At 69.4% G+C, this 17,623-nt stretch carries 15 protein-coding genes; 14 read left to right on the top strand and 1 reads right to left on the bottom strand.

Going from position 1 to position 17,623, the window contains the following annotated elements; genetic code table 11:
• Positions 1-5 precede the first annotated feature (5 nt).
• Genes CFB89_RS22775 through CFB89_RS22765 form a run of 3 tightly spaced genes read left to right on the top strand, consistent with a single transcriptional unit; the run spans position 6 to position 3,128 of the window.
• Positions 6-1,289, top strand: coding sequence for an amidase (locus tag CFB89_RS22775; RefSeq protein WP_089469838.1), 1,284 nt, complete (start codon positions 6-8; stop codon positions 1,287-1,289).
• A gap of 46 nt (positions 1,290-1,335) precedes the next feature.
• Positions 1,336-2,511: a transporter substrate-binding domain-containing protein gene (locus CFB89_RS22770; RefSeq protein ID WP_089469837.1), complete on the top strand. Its 1,176-nt coding sequence runs from the start codon at positions 1,336-1,338 to the stop codon at positions 2,509-2,511.
• Positions 2,508-3,128, top strand: coding sequence for an ANTAR domain-containing response regulator (locus CFB89_RS22765; protein WP_012339973.1), 621 nt, complete (start codon positions 2,508-2,510; stop codon positions 3,126-3,128). Before CFB89_RS22770 ends, CFB89_RS22765 begins: the two co-directional genes overlap by 4 nt.
• Positions 3,129-3,252: 124 nt before the next feature.
• Here the strand turns inward: CFB89_RS22765 and CFB89_RS22760 are convergent, their stop codons facing one another.
• Positions 3,253-4,356 carry a type IV pilus twitching motility protein PilT gene (locus CFB89_RS22760; RefSeq protein WP_012339974.1) on the bottom strand — a complete coding sequence of 368 codons (1,104 nt, stop codon included), beginning with the start codon at positions 4,354-4,356 and terminating at the stop codon, positions 3,253-3,255.
• Positions 4,357-4,517: 161 nt separating this feature from the next.
• Between CFB89_RS22760 and CFB89_RS35460 the strand changes: the two genes are divergently transcribed.
• The 11 genes from CFB89_RS35460 (at position 4,518) to sctC (ending at position 17,563) form a co-directional block, all read left to right on the top strand.
• Positions 4,518-5,510 carry a TcpQ domain-containing protein gene (locus tag CFB89_RS35460; protein ID WP_256979742.1) on the top strand — a complete coding sequence of 331 codons (993 nt, stop codon included), beginning with the start codon at positions 4,518-4,520 and terminating at the stop codon, positions 5,508-5,510.
• Positions 5,510-7,189 carry a PilN family type IVB pilus formation outer membrane protein gene (locus CFB89_RS22750; RefSeq protein ID WP_089469836.1) on the top strand — a complete coding sequence of 560 codons (1,680 nt, stop codon included), beginning with the start codon at positions 5,510-5,512 and terminating at the stop codon, positions 7,187-7,189. Before CFB89_RS35460 ends, CFB89_RS22750 begins: the two co-directional genes overlap by 1 nt.
• Positions 7,190-7,211: 22 nt before the next feature.
• Positions 7,212-8,477, top strand: a complete 1,266-nt coding sequence (gene pilO2 / locus CFB89_RS22745) for a type 4b pilus protein PilO2 (RefSeq protein WP_089469835.1) — start codon at positions 7,212-7,214, stop codon at positions 8,475-8,477.
• Positions 8,467-9,180 carry a type IV pilus biogenesis protein PilP gene (gene pilP / locus CFB89_RS22740; protein WP_089469834.1) on the top strand — a complete coding sequence of 238 codons (714 nt, stop codon included), beginning with the start codon at positions 8,467-8,469 and terminating at the stop codon, positions 9,178-9,180. The genes pilO2 and pilP overlap by 11 nt, the downstream gene beginning before the upstream one ends.
• Before the next feature lie 16 nt (positions 9,181-9,196).
• Positions 9,197-10,831: a GspE/PulE family protein gene (locus CFB89_RS22735; protein WP_089469833.1), complete on the top strand. Its 1,635-nt coding sequence runs from the start codon at positions 9,197-9,199 to the stop codon at positions 10,829-10,831.
• Positions 10,821-11,897 (top strand): type II secretion system F family protein, encoded by a 1,077-nt coding sequence (locus CFB89_RS22730; protein ID WP_089469832.1) that lies wholly within the window; start codon positions 10,821-10,823, stop codon positions 11,895-11,897. The genes CFB89_RS22735 and CFB89_RS22730 overlap by 11 nt, the downstream gene beginning before the upstream one ends.
• 46 nt (positions 11,898-11,943) lie before the next feature.
• A complete protein-coding gene (locus CFB89_RS22725) occupies positions 11,944-12,552 on the top strand; it encodes a type 4 pilus major pilin (protein ID WP_089469831.1) in 609 nt (202 codons plus the stop codon).
• Positions 12,553-12,570: 18 nt separating this feature from the next.
• Positions 12,571-13,539, top strand: a complete 969-nt coding sequence (locus tag CFB89_RS22720) for an ATPase, T2SS/T4P/T4SS family (RefSeq protein WP_089469830.1) — start codon at positions 12,571-12,573, stop codon at positions 13,537-13,539.
• A complete protein-coding gene (gene pilM, locus CFB89_RS22715; protein ID WP_089469829.1) occupies positions 13,540-14,016 on the top strand; it encodes a type IV pilus biogenesis protein PilM in 477 nt (158 codons plus the stop codon).
• A gap of 40 nt (positions 14,017-14,056) precedes the next feature.
• Positions 14,057-15,661, top strand: coding sequence for a type II secretion system protein J (locus CFB89_RS22710; protein ID WP_089469828.1), 1,605 nt, complete (start codon positions 14,057-14,059; stop codon positions 15,659-15,661).
• Between the two features lie 132 nt (positions 15,662-15,793).
• Positions 15,794-17,563 (top strand): type III secretion system outer membrane ring subunit SctC, encoded by a 1,770-nt coding sequence (sctC, locus tag CFB89_RS22705; RefSeq protein WP_089469827.1) that lies wholly within the window; start codon positions 15,794-15,796, stop codon positions 17,561-17,563.
• Positions 17,564-17,623 lie beyond the last annotated feature (60 nt).

The raw sequence follows: 17,623 nt of genomic DNA, 5'->3' as shown, positions 1-17,623 counted from the left end.
CGCACATGCACGAAACCGGTTTTTATCGCCCGCGCTCCGCGCTGCAGATGCTGGCGCGAATCGACGGCGCGCACGCGGAGCGCAGTCGCGCGATGCACGACGCGTTCGCGCGGATCGACGCTGTCGAGGCGTCGGTCCGCGCGCTGACGGCGGTGGTCTCGCGGGAGGCCGCGCTGGCGGCGGCCGGCGCGGCGCACGGGCCGCTGGGCGGCTTGCCCGTCGTCGTCAAGGACATCTTCGACACGCAGGCATTGCCGACCTGCCACGGTTCGCCGATCTATGCGCGGCACCGGCCGGCCGCCGACGCGGCCATCGTCACGATGCTGCGGCGCGCGGGCGGTGTCGTGATCGCGAAGAGCGTGACGAGCGAGTTCGCGTACATGGCGCCGACGGTCACGCGCAATCCGTGCGACCCGGGCCGCACCGCGGGCGGCTCGTCGTCGGGATCGGCGGCGGCGGTCGCCGCGGGCTACGCGCCGTTCGCGATCGGCTCGCAGACGGGCGGCTCGACGATCCGTCCCGCGTCGTTCTGCGGAATCGCCGGCTACAAGCCGACCGTCGCGATGCTGCCGACCGCCGGCATGAAGAGCTTCTCGTGGACGGCCGACACCGTCGGCCTGTTCGCGGCGACGGTGCGCGACGTCGCGTACCTGGGCGCAGCCCTGGCCGCGCGGGACCCGCGAACCGTCGACGCGGCGCCGCTCGAAGGCCCCGTGTTCGGCGTGCCCGAGTCGTGGCCGTGGACGCAGCCGTCCGACAACGCGTGCTCGGTGCTCGACACGGCGATCCGCGCGATCGAGCGGGCGGGCGCCCGCGTGCGCCGTGTGCGCTTCGCGCCATGGATGGCGCGCATGACCGATGCGCACGAGACGATCCAGCGTTACGAGGCATACCGGACGCTGGGTTTCGAGTACGATCGTCATCGCGACGCGTTGACGCCGATGCTCGCGACGTTTCTCGAGCGCGCGTCGCAGGTGGATACGGCGAGCTATCTCGCCGCCTGTGCCGAACTCGCGGCCGCGCGCGACGCACTCGGCGGCTGGTTCGACGGATTGAGCGCGCTGCTGACACCCAGCGCGCCCGACGAGGCGCCGGACGGCCTCGCGTCGACCGGCGATCCGGCATTCAACCGGAACTGGACCCTGCTCGGCGCGCCGTGCGTGAACGTGCCCGGCTTGCGCGGCGCGCGCGGCGCGCCGATCGGCGTGCAGGTGATCGGCCCGCGCGGCGACGACCTGCGCTGCCTCGCGGCGGCGCGGTTCGTCGAGCAGGCGATCTCGGTCGCGTAAGCGGGCGCGTGCCGGCACGATGAGCACGGACACTGGAGGAAACGACATGCAGGCGAAGTCGCAGCAGTCGTCGGGACAGTCGGGCGCGGATGCCGGATGGCGCATCGGCGTGCTGTATTCGCGCACGGGTGTCACGGCGGCGACCGAATCCGAGCACTTTTTCGGCACCGTGCTCGCGATCGAGGAAATCAACGCGGCGGGCGGCGTCGACGGACGCCCGCTCGACCCGGTGGTCTACGATCCGCGCGGCGATCCCGACGAATATCGTCGGCTCGCGTCGCGCCTGATCCAGGACGACGACGTCACGGTCATCTTCGGCTGTTCGACGTCGTCGAGCCGCAAGGCGGTGCTGCCCGTCATCGAGCGCAACAATGCGCTGCTCTGGTATTGCTCGATCTACGAGGGCTTCGAATATTCGCCGAACGTGATCTATACGGGGGCGGTGCCGAACCAGAACAGCATGCAGCTGGCGGCCTATCTGCTGCGCAACCGCGGGCGGCGTTTCTTCCTGGTGGGCGCCGACTACATCTACCCGCGCGAATCGAACCGCATCATGCGCGACATGGTCGAGCAGCACGGCGGCGAGATCGTCGACGAAATCTACCTGCCGAACGACGCCGATCCGGAAGCGCTCGCGGAGGTGGTTCGCCAGATTCGCGCGGCGCCGCCGGACGTCGTGTTCTCGACGCTGATCGGCCGCAGCGCGCGCGCGTTCTATCGGCTGTATCGCGAGCACGGCATCGATCCTGCCCAGGTGCCGATCGCGAGCCTGACGATGACCGAGGGCGAGACGCGCATGATCGGCCCGGAACTGTGCGGCCACCATATCGTGTCGGCCAGCTACCTGAATACGCTCGATCTCGACGGCAACCGGCGCTTTCTCGCATCGTGGCGCGCGCGCTTCGGCGAGCAGCCCGCGAGCATGTGGTCGGAGATGGCGTACAACCAGGTTCGCCTGTTCGCGCTCGCGCTGGCGCGCACGCGCAGCCTCGACACGGCGAAGCTGGTCGACGCGGTGCACGACGTCGAATTCGATTCGCCCGAAGGCATGCTGCGCATCGACCGCGACAACAATCATGCGATCCTCACGCCGCGCATCGCCGTGTGCCGGCCCGACGGCGCGTTCGACATCGTTTGGGAGGGGAGCGGGCCCGTCAAGCCCGATCCGTACCTCGTGTCGTACGGATTCGCCGAGTTCTGGCTCGATGGAGAACGGCCATGACCACGTGGGCGCATCGGCTGTTCGACGATCTGCGCACGTTGCGCGTGCTGGTGATCCATCCGCCCGGCGAGGATCGCAACGTGCTGGTCGAGCAACTGGGCCGGATCGGCTGCCCGGTGACGGTGCTGTGGCCGTTTCCCGCGCAGTTGCCCGACGATGCCGATGCGGTGTTCTTCCTGGTCGGGCCGGAGACGCGCCGCGCGGGCAACTGGTGCGCGGCCGACACGCGGGCGACGCTGATCGCGCTGTCGGACTATGAAAACCCGACCGTGCTGAAGATCCTCGTCGATACGCAGGCGCACGGCGTCATCACCAAGCCCTATCGCTCGACGGGCATCCTGAGCACGCTGGTGCTCGCGCGCGCGTCGTCCGGCTATCAGCAGCGGCTGCAGAGCAAGATCGGCAAGCTCGAGGACGCGATCAAGGCGCGCCGCCACATCGAGCGCGCGATGCGCATCCTGATCGAATCGCACCAGTTGAGCGAAAACGACGCTTACGAACATCTCCGCTCGCGTGCGACCCGCCTGCGCGTGACCGTCGGCGAAGTCGCGACGATGGTGATCGACGCGCACGAGGCAATGGAAAAACTCGGCCTCGACAAACCCGCCCGATCCTGATCGAAAACGGCAGTACATCGCATACGGCGAGCGGGCGGGCGCCCCGGCTGCGGCCGGCGCGGCGCGAATCGTAACAGATTGTCAAAGATTGTCTTCGCGCGTTGTCCGGCTGGCGAGAATGACTTCAACGCAGGCCGGTTTGCTGAAGCATTTCGTTGAGTTCGATGCGGTTGTAGGTCGCACGTAATGCATCGCGCGCGGTGATGGCATTCCGGGCGACGAGTTGCGCGAGGCTTTCGTTGAGCGAGCGGGACATGTTGTCCTCCTTGCGCCGGACGAATTCCGCGAGCATCGGGATCTTCGACGGATCGGTGAGGAACGCGCTGATCTGCTGATTGTGGTTGAACAGCAGTTCGCTGGCGAGCACGAGCTGATCGCCGCTTTCGCTGGGCACGAGGCTCTGGCAGATCACGCCGATCAGCGCGTTCGCGAGCGATGCCGCGTGACGTTCGCGCTGCTCGGCGGGAAAGAACGAGAGCAGGCGCGTGACGGTGGTGAGTGCGCTGCCGGTATGCATGGTCGCGAATACGAGGTGCCCCGATTCGCTGGCCTGCAGCACGGCCTCGGCGGTTTCGATGTCGCGGATCTCGCCGACCATGATCACGTCGGCGCGCTCGCGCAGCACTTCGCGCATGCCGGCGGAGAAGCTGCGGGTGTCGGTCGGCACCTCGCGCTGGGAAATGATCGACTGGTGGCTGTCGAGCGCGTATTCGATCGGCTGCTCGATCGTGACGATATGGCAGTTGCGGGTGCGGTTGAGATGGTCGAGCAGCGACGCGATCGTGGTGGTCTTGCCCGAGCCCGTGACGCCGGTCACGAGCACGAGCCCCATGCTCGCGGTCTCGATCGTCGAGCGGATGTACGCGGGCAGGCCGAGCTTGTCGAGCGGCAGCGGGGCGAGCGGCAGGCGGCGGATCGAGATGACGGTCTTGCGGCCGTTCGACGTGCGGTAGACGTGCGCGCGCAGGCGGCAGCCGGTCAGCACGAACTGGCGATCGATCGCGCCGTCGCGCAGGCGATTGTCCCAGTCGTCGTCGACGGCATCGAGCATCGGCGCCATTTCGTCGAGCATGATCGGACCGCCTTCGGTCTCGACCCAGCCGCGCGGCGTCTTGATCATGATGGGCCGGTCCTGCTCGATGTGCAGGTCGGTGAAGAAGCGGCGCTGATCGACGAGGTCGAGGATCTCCTGGGTCAGGTCGCGCGGTTCGGACGGGTGACTGTGCATATCGTGTGTCGATTGCAGCGAAGGGGGTAACGCGATCCTCGCAGGCCGCCGCGCGATTGTCCAGCGCGGCGGCGGGGACGCGGCAACCGGCAGGCAAATCATCGGGCGTCGGCGACGCCTTGGCTGGAGGAACGAGCTGAATGCGTACGTTGAAGGCATGCATGGTAGCGCTCTGGATGGTCGGAGGCTGGGGGGCCGCGCATGCGCAGGCCACCGGCCCCGGCGGCACGGCGCTCGACGATCAGGTTTCGGTGGCCGGCGAGGCGCACGATACGCCGCGCGTCACGACGCAGGGCGCGGGCGTGCCGTTGCGCGCCGCGCTGCGCAGGATGGTGCCGGTCACGTACAGCATCAACCTGCCGAATGCCGGCGCATGGGCGGCGACACCGGTGTCGTGGAGCGCGGGCCATTCGCTCGCGCAAACGCTGCGCGAGATGCTCGCGGGGCATCCGGAACTCGCCGCGCAGGTCGACACCGATTTCCAGCTTGTCACCGTCCGTTACCGGCAGCCGTTCGGCTCCGATACGGTGGGTGCGCTGATGCCGCCGCCGGTTGCGCCGATGCCGTCCGCGACGCTGCCGGGCGGCGTGGCCGACGGCGGCTCCGCGCCGGGTGTCGTGGTCGGCGGCCCGATCGGCGGCGCGGCGCCCGCGAGCCCGATGCCGGATCGCGCGGGCCCGGCCGGCAAGCCCGGCGCGTCGCGGCTTGCCTCGCGGCCGTCGGCGCCGGGCGCGTCGCGCGCCTCGGCGGCGACGCCTGCGGACGCGCGCCCGGCGACTCAGGCCGACCGCACGCCGGACACCGAATTGCCGCTTCCGGGCGCGCGCGGCGGCGCGGCGGATCGTCATCCGGTCGCGGGCGCGCTGCCCGCCGGCGCGGGGCCGTTGCCGCCGCCGGCGCGGACGTGGCGCATCGAGCTGTCCGATCGCACGGTGCGCGGCGCACTCACGCGCTGGACCCAGGAGGCGGGCTGGCGACTGATCTGGGAAGCGCCGGTCGATTTCGCCGTCGACGCGCCCGCGACCCTGACCGGCACGTTCGACGAAGCGCTGCAGTCGGTGATCGGCGCGCTGTCGGCCACCGACGCGCCCGTGCAGGCGATTCTCTATCGAGGCAACAAGGTGCTTCGCATCGTTGAAAAGGGAGCCGGTTAATGCGCCATCTCGCGATCACTCTCGCGCTCGCCGCGACCCTGACGGCCGGCTGTACCGGCCTGTCGGAGAAATTGTCCGCCGCCGTCGACCACGATCACGCGCAGTCGAAGCAGGCGATCGATGCCGCGTTTGCCGGCGACGTCCGCCCGCGCTCGGGCGCCGACAGCGTGATCGTCAAGGACACGCTGTGGCTGTCGGGCACGACGATCAAGCTGAATCACGCGGACGTGCTGCCGCCGGTGTTCCTGCAGCCGGCCACCTTCGACAGCGACGTCGGCTCGCTGGCCGAATTCTCCGAGCGCATTTCGCGGCTCACGCATATCCCGACGCGCGTCTCGCCGAACGCGACCGGCGATGCGCCGGCGAGCGCCCGCGGCATGTCGACGCCGGTGCTCGGCAACGTGCCGCCGCTGCCGCCGCTGCCGACGTTGCCGGGGCTCGACGGGTCGCGCGGCGGCGCGCCCGGCGCGAACGCGATCGCGGGCCTCGCGGCGCCGACCCACATTTCGTATCGGCATGGCGATCTGCGCGGCCTGCTCGATGCCGCCGCCGCGCGCTTCGGCGTCTCGTGGAAGCTGGTGAACGGCGCGATCCTGTTCTATTTCACCGACACGCGCACGTTCCAGGTCAACGCGATTCCGGGCGACGCATCGGTCGACGCGCACGTGATGAGCGGCGCGACGAGCGACAACCTCGGAGGCGGCAACACGTCGGCGGGCGGCTCGGGTGCGAATTCGAACCAGCCGAGCGTATCGGCCACCAATACGGCCAACACGGTGGTCAACTCGCAGCTGTCGGTGTTCAACAGCCTGAGCGCGTCGATCAAGGCGATGCTGTCGCGCTATGGCGGCGTGGTGTCGTCGCCGGCGACCGGGTCGATCACGGTCACCGACACGCCGGACGTGCTCGATCGCGTCGGGCAGTTCATGGAAGCGCAGAATCGCTCGCTGTCGAAGCAGGTGCTGATCGACGTGACCGTGCTGTCGGTCGACCTGTCCGACGACGACAGCTACGGCATCAACTGGCGCGCCGTCTACCAGGCGCTCGGCACGTCGTTCTCGCTCGCGAACACGTTCTCGACGACCGCGACCAATCCGGTCTCGTTCACCGCGCAGGTGATCACGCCGAACAGCCGCGCGTCGGGCACGCTCGCGATGATCAGCGCGCTGTCGCGCCAGGGCAAGGTGCGGCGCAAGACCTCGGCGTCGATCACGACGCTCAACGATCAGCCGGTGCCGGTGCAGGTGGCGACCCAGCAGGGCTACCTGGCGTCGGTGTCGACGACCAATACCGCGAACGTCGGCTCGCAGACGGCGCTGACGCCCGGCACCGTCACGACCGGGTTCAACATGACGCTGCTGCCGCACGTGCTCGACAACGGCACGGTCCTGCTGCAGTTCTACACGAACATCTCGGCGCTGCTGGAGCTGAAAACCATCGAGAGCGGCGGTCAGAAAATCCAGACGCCGCAGATCGACACGCGCAATTTCCTGCAGCGGGTATCGATGAAATCGGGGCAGACGCTGGTGCTGAGCGGTTACGAGGCATCCAACGACAACCTCACGAAGTCGGGCATCGGCACGCCGAACAATTACGCGTTCGGCGGCGGATACGACGGCGCGCGCGACCGCCAGGAAATCGTGATCCTGATCACGCCGATCATGATGAACGGCGCCTGACGCGCGCGAGACGGATTCCGCCATGGCCACTCACGTCATCCAGATCGGGCATCAGCGTTTCGTCTGCGGGCTGTTCTGGCAGTCGCTGTCGCGGCGCCACGAATTGCGCAAGGAGGCGATCGAACTCGGCAGGAAGCTCAGCTTCGACCTGATGGTGCTGCGCATGGATCGCAGCGTCGCGGCCGCGGGGTTCGCGAATGCCGGCGACGGCGTGCAGTCGGGCGTGGCGTCGCTCGGCATCGTCGTCGCGAAGGCGATCGCGAAGCAGGGCGCGTTCTACAACGGCCGTCAGCAGCCCGCGCCGAACTGGCTGGGCGCGTTCAGGCTGCCCGACGGACGCTGGGCCTTTTTCGCGATCCGCGACGGCTCGTTCTTGCCGAACGGCGATTTCATCGGGTCCGCCGACGAGGTGTTCGAGCGGCTGAACTCCGACTACGCGCTCGGCGGCTGGAACACCGTGATCGGCGACCCCGAGATCGAGCCGATGGGGTTCCACAATTTCTACGCGCGGCGCATCGACGACCTGCTCGACAGCCGGCGCGGCCGCGTGCGGGCGCCGCAATGGACCCGCCTGCGTCCGGTGCGGCGCGGCCTGCCGTGGCAGGCGCTCGGGCTCGCCGCGGGCGTCGCGGTCGCGGCGACGGGCGTGTCGGTCTGGTACGCCCATCACCGTGCCGCCGAGCAGCGCGAGCGGGACCGCGCGCTCGCGCTGGCGCGTGCGGGCCTGCGCGCGGGCGCGTCGGGGCCCGCCACCCACCCGTGGGCGAGGTTGCCCGATCCCGGGCAGTTCGCGAAGGCATGCCAGCGGCATTTCGCGCTGCTCGCGCCGGGCGGCTGGACGCTCGATCGCTATGTGTGCGACCCGCAGGGCGTGCAGTACGCGTGGTCGCGCAACGGCTCGACGGTCGCGCTGCTGCTCGCGGGTGCGCCGTCCGCGCAACTGGATGCGAGCGGCGAACACGCGTCGTTCAGCGAACCGTTCGAGATGGGCACGCCGCGCGACGAAGCGTTGCTGCCGGGCGCGGACCTGAAGGCGGCGCTGCTCGCGCGGTTTCAGGCGATGAACGTGCCCGCGACGCTGTCGCCGGTCGCGGCGCCGCAGCAGGACGCACTCGCGCCGGTGGGCAGCACGCCGCCGCCGTGGCATCAGTGGCGCTTGCTGGCGCGGCTCGGCGGCTTGCCGCCCGAACAATTCACGCCGCTGCTGAGCGCGGCCGGCGTGCGCCTTGTGAAGTTGACCTACCAGGCGGGCGACTGGTCCGCGGAGGGAGTCGTCTATGCGAATTGATACGAAATCGTGCGCCCGTGCCGGGCTGATCGTCGCTGCGCTGATCCGGGCCGGCTGCGCGTTCGCCGCCGCGTCCGAGCCGGCCGCGACCGTGCCGAAGGCATCCGCGGGCGTCGCGGTGGCGAAGCCGCTTCGCGCTGCCCCCACGACCGGTGCCGCGCAGGAGGCGCCGCCCGCCGGCTGGTCGAGCGGGGCCGCCGCGCAACTGACGCGGCTCGAGGAGCAGACCGTGTTGCTCAAGGCCGAGATCAGGAAGCTCGACGCGCAGGCCGAAGTCGCGCAACGCACGGCGGCGCTGGCCCGGCTCGGCAGCGCGGCGACGATCGACCCGGTCGCGCAGAACGTGCGCGTCATCGCGATCGAGGGCTTCGGGCATCGCTATACCGCGATCGTGCAGACCGGTATCGGCGAGCGTTTCGACGTCGCGTCCGGCGACGAATTGCCGAACGGCATGAAGATCGTGTCGATCGGCGCGAACGAGGTCGTCGGGCGCTGGGGCAACGGGCAGAAGATGCGCATGGTGCCGGTGCTCGCGTCGCGCAGCGGCGCGGTGTTCAACGGCGGGCCGAACCCCGCCGCGAACGGCGCCGCCAATACCGGTGCGGCGATGGGCGGCGGCGCACCCGGCGGCACGCTCGTGCCCGCCGCCGATCCCGCGGCGGCGGCGGCCGGTTTGCCGCCCGCGTACCAACCGGCGCAGTAGCCAGGCGAGGCTTCCGATGAGCTCACTTCGATTGGGGCGCCCGGGCGCCGCGGCGCCGCAGCGGGGCGCCGCCGGCGCCGATACCGCGCATCCGTTGTCCGGCGAGGGCCCGTGGGCCGCGAGCGCGGAAGAGCGCAAGCTGCTGTGCCTGCTCGACGACGGCCGCCTGCTGATCGCCGAGGGCCACGAACTGAGCCCGTACGTGCTGTCCTATCGCGCGCGGCTCGACCGGCTTCGCCATCATTACCGGATGCAGGCGGTCGGGCTCGACGAGGTGCGGCGCGCGTACGAGGGGATGCGCTCCGACGGCACCGGCGAACGCGTCGATCACACGGCGATGCAGATCCTCGCGAAGGAACTGATCGCGCACGCGTGCCGCGAACGCGCGTCCGACATCCACATCCGCGTGAAGCGCTTCAGCACGGAGATCCTGTTTCGCATTCACAACGAGCTGGTGCGCGTGAGCGAGCAGACCCGCGAGCAGGGCGCGCGCCTGCTCGCGACGCTCTATGCGGCGATGGCGAGCGTCTCGGACAACACGTACAAGCCGCACGAACGCCAGGACGCGGCGATCGGCGACCGCGACAAACTGCCTGCCGAGCTGTTCGGCGTCCGCATTGCAACGGCCCCCACCAGCACCGGCAACGTGATGGTGCTGCGACTGCTCTACAACGATGCGGGCGATTCGATCGACCTGCGCCTGCTGGGATTCTCCGATGCGCAGGCCGCGGAGATCGACGAATTGCGGCGCCTGCCGCACGGCATGAACATCATCAGCGGGCCGACGGGCTCGGGTAAGTCGACCACGCTGCAGCGCGTGCTGGCCGGGCAGATCGCCGAGACCCACGGGTCCGTCCACGTCATTACCGTCGAGGATCCGGTCGAGTATCCGATCGCGGGCGCGGTGCAGACGCCGGTCGTCAACGCGCCGACGGAGGAAGCACGCTCGCTGGCGTTCGCCGGCGCCATCGCCAACGCGATGCGGCTCGACCCGGACACGATCATGATCGGCGAGGTGCGCGACCGCGCTTCCGCGCAAAGCGCGTTGCGCGCATCGATGACCGGCCATCAGGTCTGGACCACCGTCCATGCGAACGGCGCGCTCGCGATCATCGACCGGCTCGTCGATCTCGGCCTGCCGCTCGCGATGGTGACCGACGAATCGCTGATCACGGGGCTCGTCAGCCAGCGCCTCGTCAAGCTGCTGTGCCCGCATTGCAAGCAGCGGCTCGCGGGTTCGCCGCAGCAGGACGACGCGTTGGCGGCGCGGGTGCGCCGCGCGGTCGGCGCGTCGTTCGACAAGGTCTTCGTGCAGGGGCCCGGCTGCGAACATTGCAGCGGGCGCGGCACCATCGGCCGTACGGTCGTCGCCGAGGTGATCCGGCCGGATGCGCGGCTGTTCGCCTATCTGCGCGAGGGCGACAAACAGGCGGCGCGCGCATATTGGCTCGACGAGCTCGGCGGGCGCACGACCGTCGAGCACACGATCGAGAAAGTCGCCGCGGGGCTGGTCGATCCGCGCGCGGCCGAACGCATCGTCGGCCCGCTCGTGGCGCGCAACGAGCCGGTGCGGCTGCGTCCGGTCGACACGACGGAAGGCCGGCGCGGGCACCCGGGCGGCGCGGTCGCGGGAGCGGGCCATGAATCTTGATCCGCACCTGCGGTGGGCCAAGCTGCAGGCGACGCCGCAAGCCCGCCTGCGGCACTATCGCAAGATCGAGAAGATGCTCTCGAACGGCCTGCCGCTGCTGAAGGTGCTCGAGGAACTCGAACTGCGCGCGTCGCACGACGGACGCAAGCCGACGCTGCCCGAAGCGATCCTGTTCGGCGAATGGCGCCGCACCGTGCAGAACGGCGGCAGCCTCGCGGAGGGGATGGACGGCTGGGTGCCGCAGGCCGAACAGATGATCGTGCTGGCGGGCGAGCAGTCGGGCCGCCTCGAAGGCGCGCTGCGCTCGGTGACCGGCATCGTGACGTCGGGGCGGCGCATCCGCAACGCGATCGCGCAGGGCCTCGCGTATCCCGTCGCGCTGCTCGCGATGATGCTGGCCTATCTCTACCTGTTCGGCGCGCGGCTGGTGCCGCAATTCGCGGCGATCGAGGATCCCGAGCGCTGGCACGGCTCGGCACGCCTGCTGTACGACCTGTCCGTGTTCGTGCAGGCATGGCTGCCCGAATGCCTGATCGTGGTCGCCGTGCTGGTCGCGCTGCTCGTCTGGTCGATGCCGCGCTGGTCCGGGCGCCTGCGCAGCCGTTTCGACAATTACGCGCCGTGGTCGCTGTATCGGCTGATGGTCGGTTCGAGCTTTCTGACCGCGTTCGCGTCGATGCAGGCGGCGGGCTTCACCGTCGAGAAATCGCTCGCGCAACTGGCCGACCATGCGAAGCCATGGCTGCGCGAGCGTATCGACGACACGCTGTTCGGCGTGAAATCGGGCTTGAATGTCGGGGAGGCGATGCGCATGAGCGGGCACCGGTTTCCGTCGCAGGAAATCGTCGACGACCTGTGCGTGTACGCGCAATACAAAGGCTTCGCCGAGTCGCTCAAGACGCTCGCGGACGAATGGATCGAAACGGGCGTCGAGCGGGTGTCCGCGCAAATGCGCGTGCTCAACGGCGTCGCGATCGTGGCGATGGCGATCATGCTCGGGATGCTGATCGTCGGGTTCTTCGGCATCCAGCAGGAACTCGCCACGATGAGCAGGGCGATGCATTAGCGGTACTCCGGTCAATCACGCAGGTTCATCAACAAGGGGAAAGGCGATGAAAGCGGTCATCACGCACCATGGGCTGCCGAGGCGAACGAAGCGGCGCGACGTCGCGCGCATGCCGCCGCCGGCATGGGGGCCCGCGTACCCGGGCGCCGCGCTGCAGCGCGGCGCGTCGCTGCTCGAGGCGATTTCCTATCTCGGCATCGCGGCGATCGTCGTGATCGGCGCGATCGCGCTGCTGGCCGGCGCATTCAGCAGCGCGAACACGAATTCGATCACGGAGCAGGTCAACGCGATCCAGAGCGGCGTGAAAAAGCTGTACATGGGGCAGTCGGCGAGCTACGCGAACCTGTCGAATTCGGTCCTGGCGAGCGCCGGCGTGTTTCCGTCGACCCTCGCGCCGGCGTCCGGCAGCGGCGCCATCACCAACATGTGGAACGGCACGATCACGGTCGCGGCGGCCACGAACAACAGCAACCAGTTCACGATCACCTATACGAACGTGCCGCGCAGCGTGTGCGTCAACAGCGTGACCGCGGGCGGCAGCTGGATCTCGATCACCGTCAACGAGACGGCGCTCACGCTGCCCGCGACGCCGGACAGCGCGGCGACCGCGTGCGCGAGCGGCGACACGAATACGGTGGCCTGGACCTCGACCTGATGCCGGTGAACCGACGCGATGACCCTCGAAACCGAATCGTTGCAGCGGCTGGCTTTTTCCTACCTGTACCTCGGGCATGCCCGCATCGGCGACTGCTTCATGGACGGGGCCGCCCGGCGCGTGCAGGCGCTGCCCGCGCATCCGACGCTGCGGGCCGAGCTGGATGCGCTGAAGTCCGCGTGCGGCAGCGCCCGGCCCGGCGCGCGGGCGTTCCGGCTCGAATCCGGCGGCGTGTCGTACCGGGTACGCGTGATGCAGACGCCGGACGGGCCGATCTACGTGCTGCGCCGTCTCGACCCGACGCTCGCGTCGCTCGCGGGGCTCGGCCTGCCCGGCGCCTACGTGCGGCGGCTGCTGCGCGCGGACCTCGACGGCCTCGTCGTGGTCTGCGGTGCGGCCAAGAGCGGCAAGACCCGCACGGCCGGCGCGCTCGTGCGCGACCGGCTGACGCTGCACGGCGGCATCGCGATGACGATCGAGGAGCCGATCGACGCGGCGCCGGGCGGCGCATACGGTGACGGGGTCTGCATCCCGACGCTGACCAGCGCTGACCGGCAGGAGGATTTGCGGGCGGCGCTCGGTTGCGGCGCACGCGTGATCTTCGTCGGTAACCTCGACGATCCGGCGCTCCTGATCGACGTGCTGCTGGCGGCTCGCGAGGGCCACCTGATCGTGAGCACGGTACTGGCCGACGACGTGGGCCGGGCGATCGCGCGGCTGCATACGGTCGCGGCCCGCGTGCTCGACGCGCCGTCGGTGCGCTCGCTGCTGGCCGACGGCGTGGCGGCCGTGCTGCACCAGCGGCTCGCCTGCCCGGCGCCGGGGCAGCAGCGATTCGAGGCCCGGTTGCTGATGCTCGCGGACAGCGCGCCGGCGCGGGCGCAGGTGCGCGACGGGCGCTACGACGAACTCGGCGACGCGCTGCGTCAGCAGATGATGTCGTTGATCGCATCCGACGCGCTGGCGTCGCTGAGGGGAGGAGGCTGAATGTTCGCGCTCTGGATCGCGGCTGCGATGATCGCGCTCGCCGGCGTCTACGCGCTCGTCGATGCGCGTGCGGTCGATGCCGCACCGACCGTCACGGCGACGTCGATGGGGCAGAGCATGGCGGCCTACCGGCTCGCCGGCGTGCGGTACGCGCTCGCGAATCCGGCCGCGGCCGGCACGGTATCGGACGGCGCGCTCGGGCCGTATCTCGGCGCGGGCGCGGCCAATCCGCTCTGGCGCGTCTATGTCGCACCGAACACGACGGTCGCGGGCAGCATGGTCGTCGTCTATACGACGTCGACGGCGGCCGGCGCGGCGATTCCGGTGATCGAGGCGCTCGCGTTCCATTCGGCGCTGGCCGGCGCGGCGCACGCGGGCGCGATCGTGTCGCCCGGGAATCCGGCCGTCGTCCTGCCGGCAATCGTCGCCGCCGCCGTTCCGGAGGGTGCGCCCGTCTGGATGGCACAGGCGTATTGACGGGCGGCGCGGCGCCGCCCCTGAACTCGTCGACTTCATCATGAGCCCATCACGGAAACGTCAGCGCGGCTTCACGATCGTGGAGATGCTCGCGGCCCTCGCCATCGCCTCGCTGATGATCGTCGGCGTCACGGCGATGATCGATACTTCCCTCGCGGACGCGAAGGGGCAGCAGGCGGCGGCCTGGCAGGCGCAGATGACGCAGGCCGCCGCGCAACTGATCACGCAGAACCAGAGCGCGCTCGCGAGCGCGGCCACGCCGACCGTGCCGGTCGTCGTGCCGCTCGCGGGCGGCGGCTACCAGCTCGCGCGCTATCTGCCGCCCGGCGTGTCCGGAAAGAACGCGTACGGGCAGACGCCGTGCCTGCTCGTCTACGGCATCGACGCGACGACGGTGCAGGGGCTGCTCGTGACCGAGGGCGGCGCCACGATCGGCGACGTGCAGCTCGGCTACATCGCGGCGAATGCGGGCGCGGGCGGCGGCTCGATTCCGCGCACGAACAATGCGGCCGGCGCGGCGTTCGGCGCGTACGGGGCGTGGAGCATCGCGACACCGAACCCGTCGCGCAAATCGTGCTCGGGCAACGCGACCGGGTTCGGCCATCTCGTGAGCCAGGTGTTTCCGGCCAACGCACAGGCGCAGAACGGCGATTTCCTCTATCGCGTCAGCGTGCCGGGCAATCCCGCGCTGAACACGATGCAGGTGCCGGTCACGCTCGCGCGGCAGCAGGACTACGCCGCGTGCACGTCCGCGACGGGCTCGATCGCGGCGGATGCGTCGGATCATGTCGTCACCTGCAGCGGCGGCATGTGGAAACCGATCACGTCGCTGCACTGGCGCGACCCGGTCGCGTCGGCCGCGGCGCTCGGCAGCCTGCCGAATCCGCTGCCCGGCGACGTCGCGGTGACGCTCGCCACCGGCCGCGCCTATACGTTCAACGGCACGGCGTGGCAGGCGCTCGCGGTCAACGAGGCCGGCTATCTCGACCTCGGCAACGGGCAGACGGTCGGCGCGCCGTGCGCGCAGGACGAGGCGAACACGACGCCCGTCACCACCGATGCGTCGGGCCGCGTGCTGTCGTGCCGCGACGGCACGTGGCAGACGCAGGCGGAAATCGAACCGGTGACGAACCAGACGGGCTGCACGATCCTGATGGCGTCGCCGAACGCCACCGACTATGCGGGGTGCGGCGGCGTGCCCGGCGGTGCGTGGTCGAGCGGGCCGTTCACCTACAACGGCGCGAACGGCACTTATTCGTACTACTACTATGTGCCGGTGACGATGGCCAAGCCGGGCATCATCGCCGTGACGACCTGGGGGCACCTGAACGACGGCGTGAGCACCGGCAAGCGCGGCGCGCAGGCGCAGCTCTCGCAGGCCGTCGACGTGATGAACGATGCGCTGTCGGCGAGCTACGGCCATACCGAAGCGCAATCGCCCACGCTGATCGACGATTCGGGCGGCATCACGACGTCGCTCACGCAAGCCGTGAAGCCCGGCACGTACCGCGTGCGTATCGTCACGAGCTGGGCGACCTACGCCGTCATCACCACGCCGTGGACCAGCAGCCTGCTCGGCCAGCAGAACCAGGCGATTCCCAATACGCCGGTCGTGCACGGATGGACGATCAATACCTACTACTGACCGGGCGCGATGCGAACGGACATGCATGCACCGGAAGCGGAGGCGGTGCGACGGGGCGGCGGCCGTTGACGCGACGGGGCGGCCGGCCAATCATCGATCCCACGACCAGCCTTTCGTGCGAGCGAGACGATCATGCCCACCTTCCGCTTCGGCCTGTTGTTCATCCTCGTCGCCGCGTGCGTGGCGGCGACGGTCCACGCCGCGCCCGTCAACTGGCATACGCGCATGGTCGACTACACGGCCGACTCGAAGGACATCAAGGACGTGCTGCGCGATTTCGCCGCCAGCCAGGGCATTCCGGCCGATATCTCGAAGGACGTGCAGGGCAGCGTCACGGGCAAGTTCCACATGCCGCCGCAGCGCCTGCTCGACACGCTCGCGTCGTCGTTCGGCTTCGTCTGGTACTACGACGGCCAGGTGCTCGACATCGTGACGCCCGACGAAATGAAGAGCACGCTGATCAAGCTCGATCACGGCAGCACCGCGCAACTGCGCGGCACGCTCGCGGCGATGAACGTAGCGGATCCGCGCTTCAGGATCACCTACGACGACGTGCAGGGCGCGGCGATCGTGAACGGGCCGCCGAACTACGTCAAGCTCGTCGGCGACGTCGCGCAGCGCCTCGATACGACGACGCGGCACCGCGCCGGCACGGTCGTGCAGGTCTATCCGCTGCATCACGCGTGGGCGATGGATCGCTCGGTGGTCGCCGACGGGCAGAACATGACCCTGCTCGGTGTCGCGACGGTGCTCAACAACGTCTATCACCCGCAACAGGGCGGCGGCGGCAATTCGGGGGGCGGCGGCGGGCGCGCGCCGAACGTCCAGCGCACGCAGCCGATGGGCAACGTCGGCGGCGCGCGCATGCAGGCGGGCGGACCGTCGGCGCCGCTGCCGCCGGGCACGACGCTGGCGAACGGCGAGTCGTCGCTGGGCCTGCTGTCGGGCCTGTCGGGGCGGCCTTCGCAACAACTGTCGTCGGCGGTCGCCAGCTCGGGGCCGAATGCGGGCGGGCAGGCATCGGGCGGCGGCGACGAGGAAGCGCTGCCCGTCATCGAGGCCGACCAGCGCACCAACTCGGTCCTGATTCGCGACACGCCCGACCGGATGTACCAGTATCCGGCGCTGATCCAGCGGCTCGACGTGAAGCCGCGCCTCATCGAGATCGAGGCGCACATCTTCGAGGTCGATACGTCGTCGATCCGCCAGCTCGGCGTGAACTGGACCGCGCACAACAGCCACGTCGACCTGCAGACCGGCAACGGCCTGGGCGCGCAGAACACCTACGGCGGCACGCTGACGCAGAATTTCGGCAACACGACGCTGGCCGGCAACGTGACCGCCGCGGCGATGCCGGTGGGCGGCGTGCTGTCGGCGGTGATCGGCAACGCGGGCCGCTATCTGATGGCGAACGTGTCGGCGCTGGAGGAGCGGAACCTGGCGAAGATCGACGCCAGCCCGAAAGTGACGACCCTCGACAACATCGAAGCGGACATGGCGAACCAGACGCAGTTCTTCGTGCGTGTGAGCGGATACACGTCGGCCGACCTGTACAGCGTGTCGACCGGCGTGTCGCTGCGCGTGCTGCCGATGGTCGTCGACGAAGGCGGCCGAACCCAGATCAAGCTCGACGTCGCGATCCAGGACGGCCAGCTCACGTCGCGGACCGTCGACAATATCCCGGTGATCTCGAGCACGAACATCAATACCTCCGCTTTCGTCAATGAGGGCGAGGCATTGTTGATCGCCGGCTACAAGAACGACGGCCGCAGCGATACGACGACCGGAGTGCCCGTTCTTTCAAAAATCCCCGTGATCGGTAATTTGTTCAAATATACGGATCGCGAGAACACCCGGATGGAACGTCTGTTTCTGCTGACGCCCCGAATCATCGAGCTATGAGCGCGAAATGCTAAAACGAAAGCATTTCGTTTTCTAAACATGGCAACTCGAATTTCGATC

This window comes from Burkholderia sp. AU16741, from assembly GCF_002223345.1.
Lineage (GTDB): Bacteria > Pseudomonadota > Gammaproteobacteria > Burkholderiales > Burkholderiaceae > Burkholderia > Burkholderia sola.
This window is presented reverse-complemented; position numbering and strand designations above follow the sequence as displayed.

Excerpts from the sequence above, each read along its gene's own strand:
- CFB89_RS22735 (WP_089469833.1), top strand. The coding sequence starts at position 9,197 with ATGAGCTCACTTCGATTGGGGCGCCCGGGCGCCGCGGCGCCGCAGCGG.
- CFB89_RS22710 (WP_089469828.1), top strand. The coding sequence starts at position 14,057 with ATGAGCCCATCACGGAAACGTCAGCGCGGCTTCACGATCGTGGAGATG.
- CFB89_RS22760 (WP_012339974.1), bottom strand. The coding sequence starts at position 4,356 with ATGCACAGTCACCCGTCCGAACCGCGCGACCTGACCCAGGAGATCCTC.
- CFB89_RS22770 (WP_089469837.1), top strand. The coding sequence starts at position 1,336 with ATGCAGGCGAAGTCGCAGCAGTCGTCGGGACAGTCGGGCGCGGATGCC.
- CFB89_RS22750 (WP_089469836.1), top strand. The coding sequence starts at position 5,510 with ATGCGCCATCTCGCGATCACTCTCGCGCTCGCCGCGACCCTGACGGCC.
- CFB89_RS22775 (WP_089469838.1), top strand. The coding sequence starts at position 6 with ATGCACGAAACCGGTTTTTATCGCCCGCGCTCCGCGCTGCAGATGCTG.
- sctC (WP_089469827.1), top strand. The coding sequence starts at position 15,794 with ATGCCCACCTTCCGCTTCGGCCTGTTGTTCATCCTCGTCGCCGCGTGC.
- pilO2 (WP_089469835.1), top strand. The coding sequence starts at position 7,212 with ATGGCCACTCACGTCATCCAGATCGGGCATCAGCGTTTCGTCTGCGGG.
- pilM (WP_089469829.1), top strand. The coding sequence starts at position 13,540 with ATGTTCGCGCTCTGGATCGCGGCTGCGATGATCGCGCTCGCCGGCGTC.
- CFB89_RS22765 (WP_012339973.1), top strand. The coding sequence starts at position 2,508 with ATGACCACGTGGGCGCATCGGCTGTTCGACGATCTGCGCACGTTGCGC.
- CFB89_RS35460 (WP_256979742.1), top strand. The coding sequence starts at position 4,518 with ATGGTAGCGCTCTGGATGGTCGGAGGCTGGGGGGCCGCGCATGCGCAG.
- pilP (WP_089469834.1), top strand. The coding sequence starts at position 8,467 with ATGCGAATTGATACGAAATCGTGCGCCCGTGCCGGGCTGATCGTCGCT.
- CFB89_RS22725 (WP_089469831.1), top strand. The coding sequence starts at position 11,944 with ATGAAAGCGGTCATCACGCACCATGGGCTGCCGAGGCGAACGAAGCGG.
- CFB89_RS22730 (WP_089469832.1), top strand. The coding sequence starts at position 10,821 with ATGAATCTTGATCCGCACCTGCGGTGGGCCAAGCTGCAGGCGACGCCG.
- CFB89_RS22720 (WP_089469830.1), top strand. The coding sequence starts at position 12,571 with ATGACCCTCGAAACCGAATCGTTGCAGCGGCTGGCTTTTTCCTACCTG.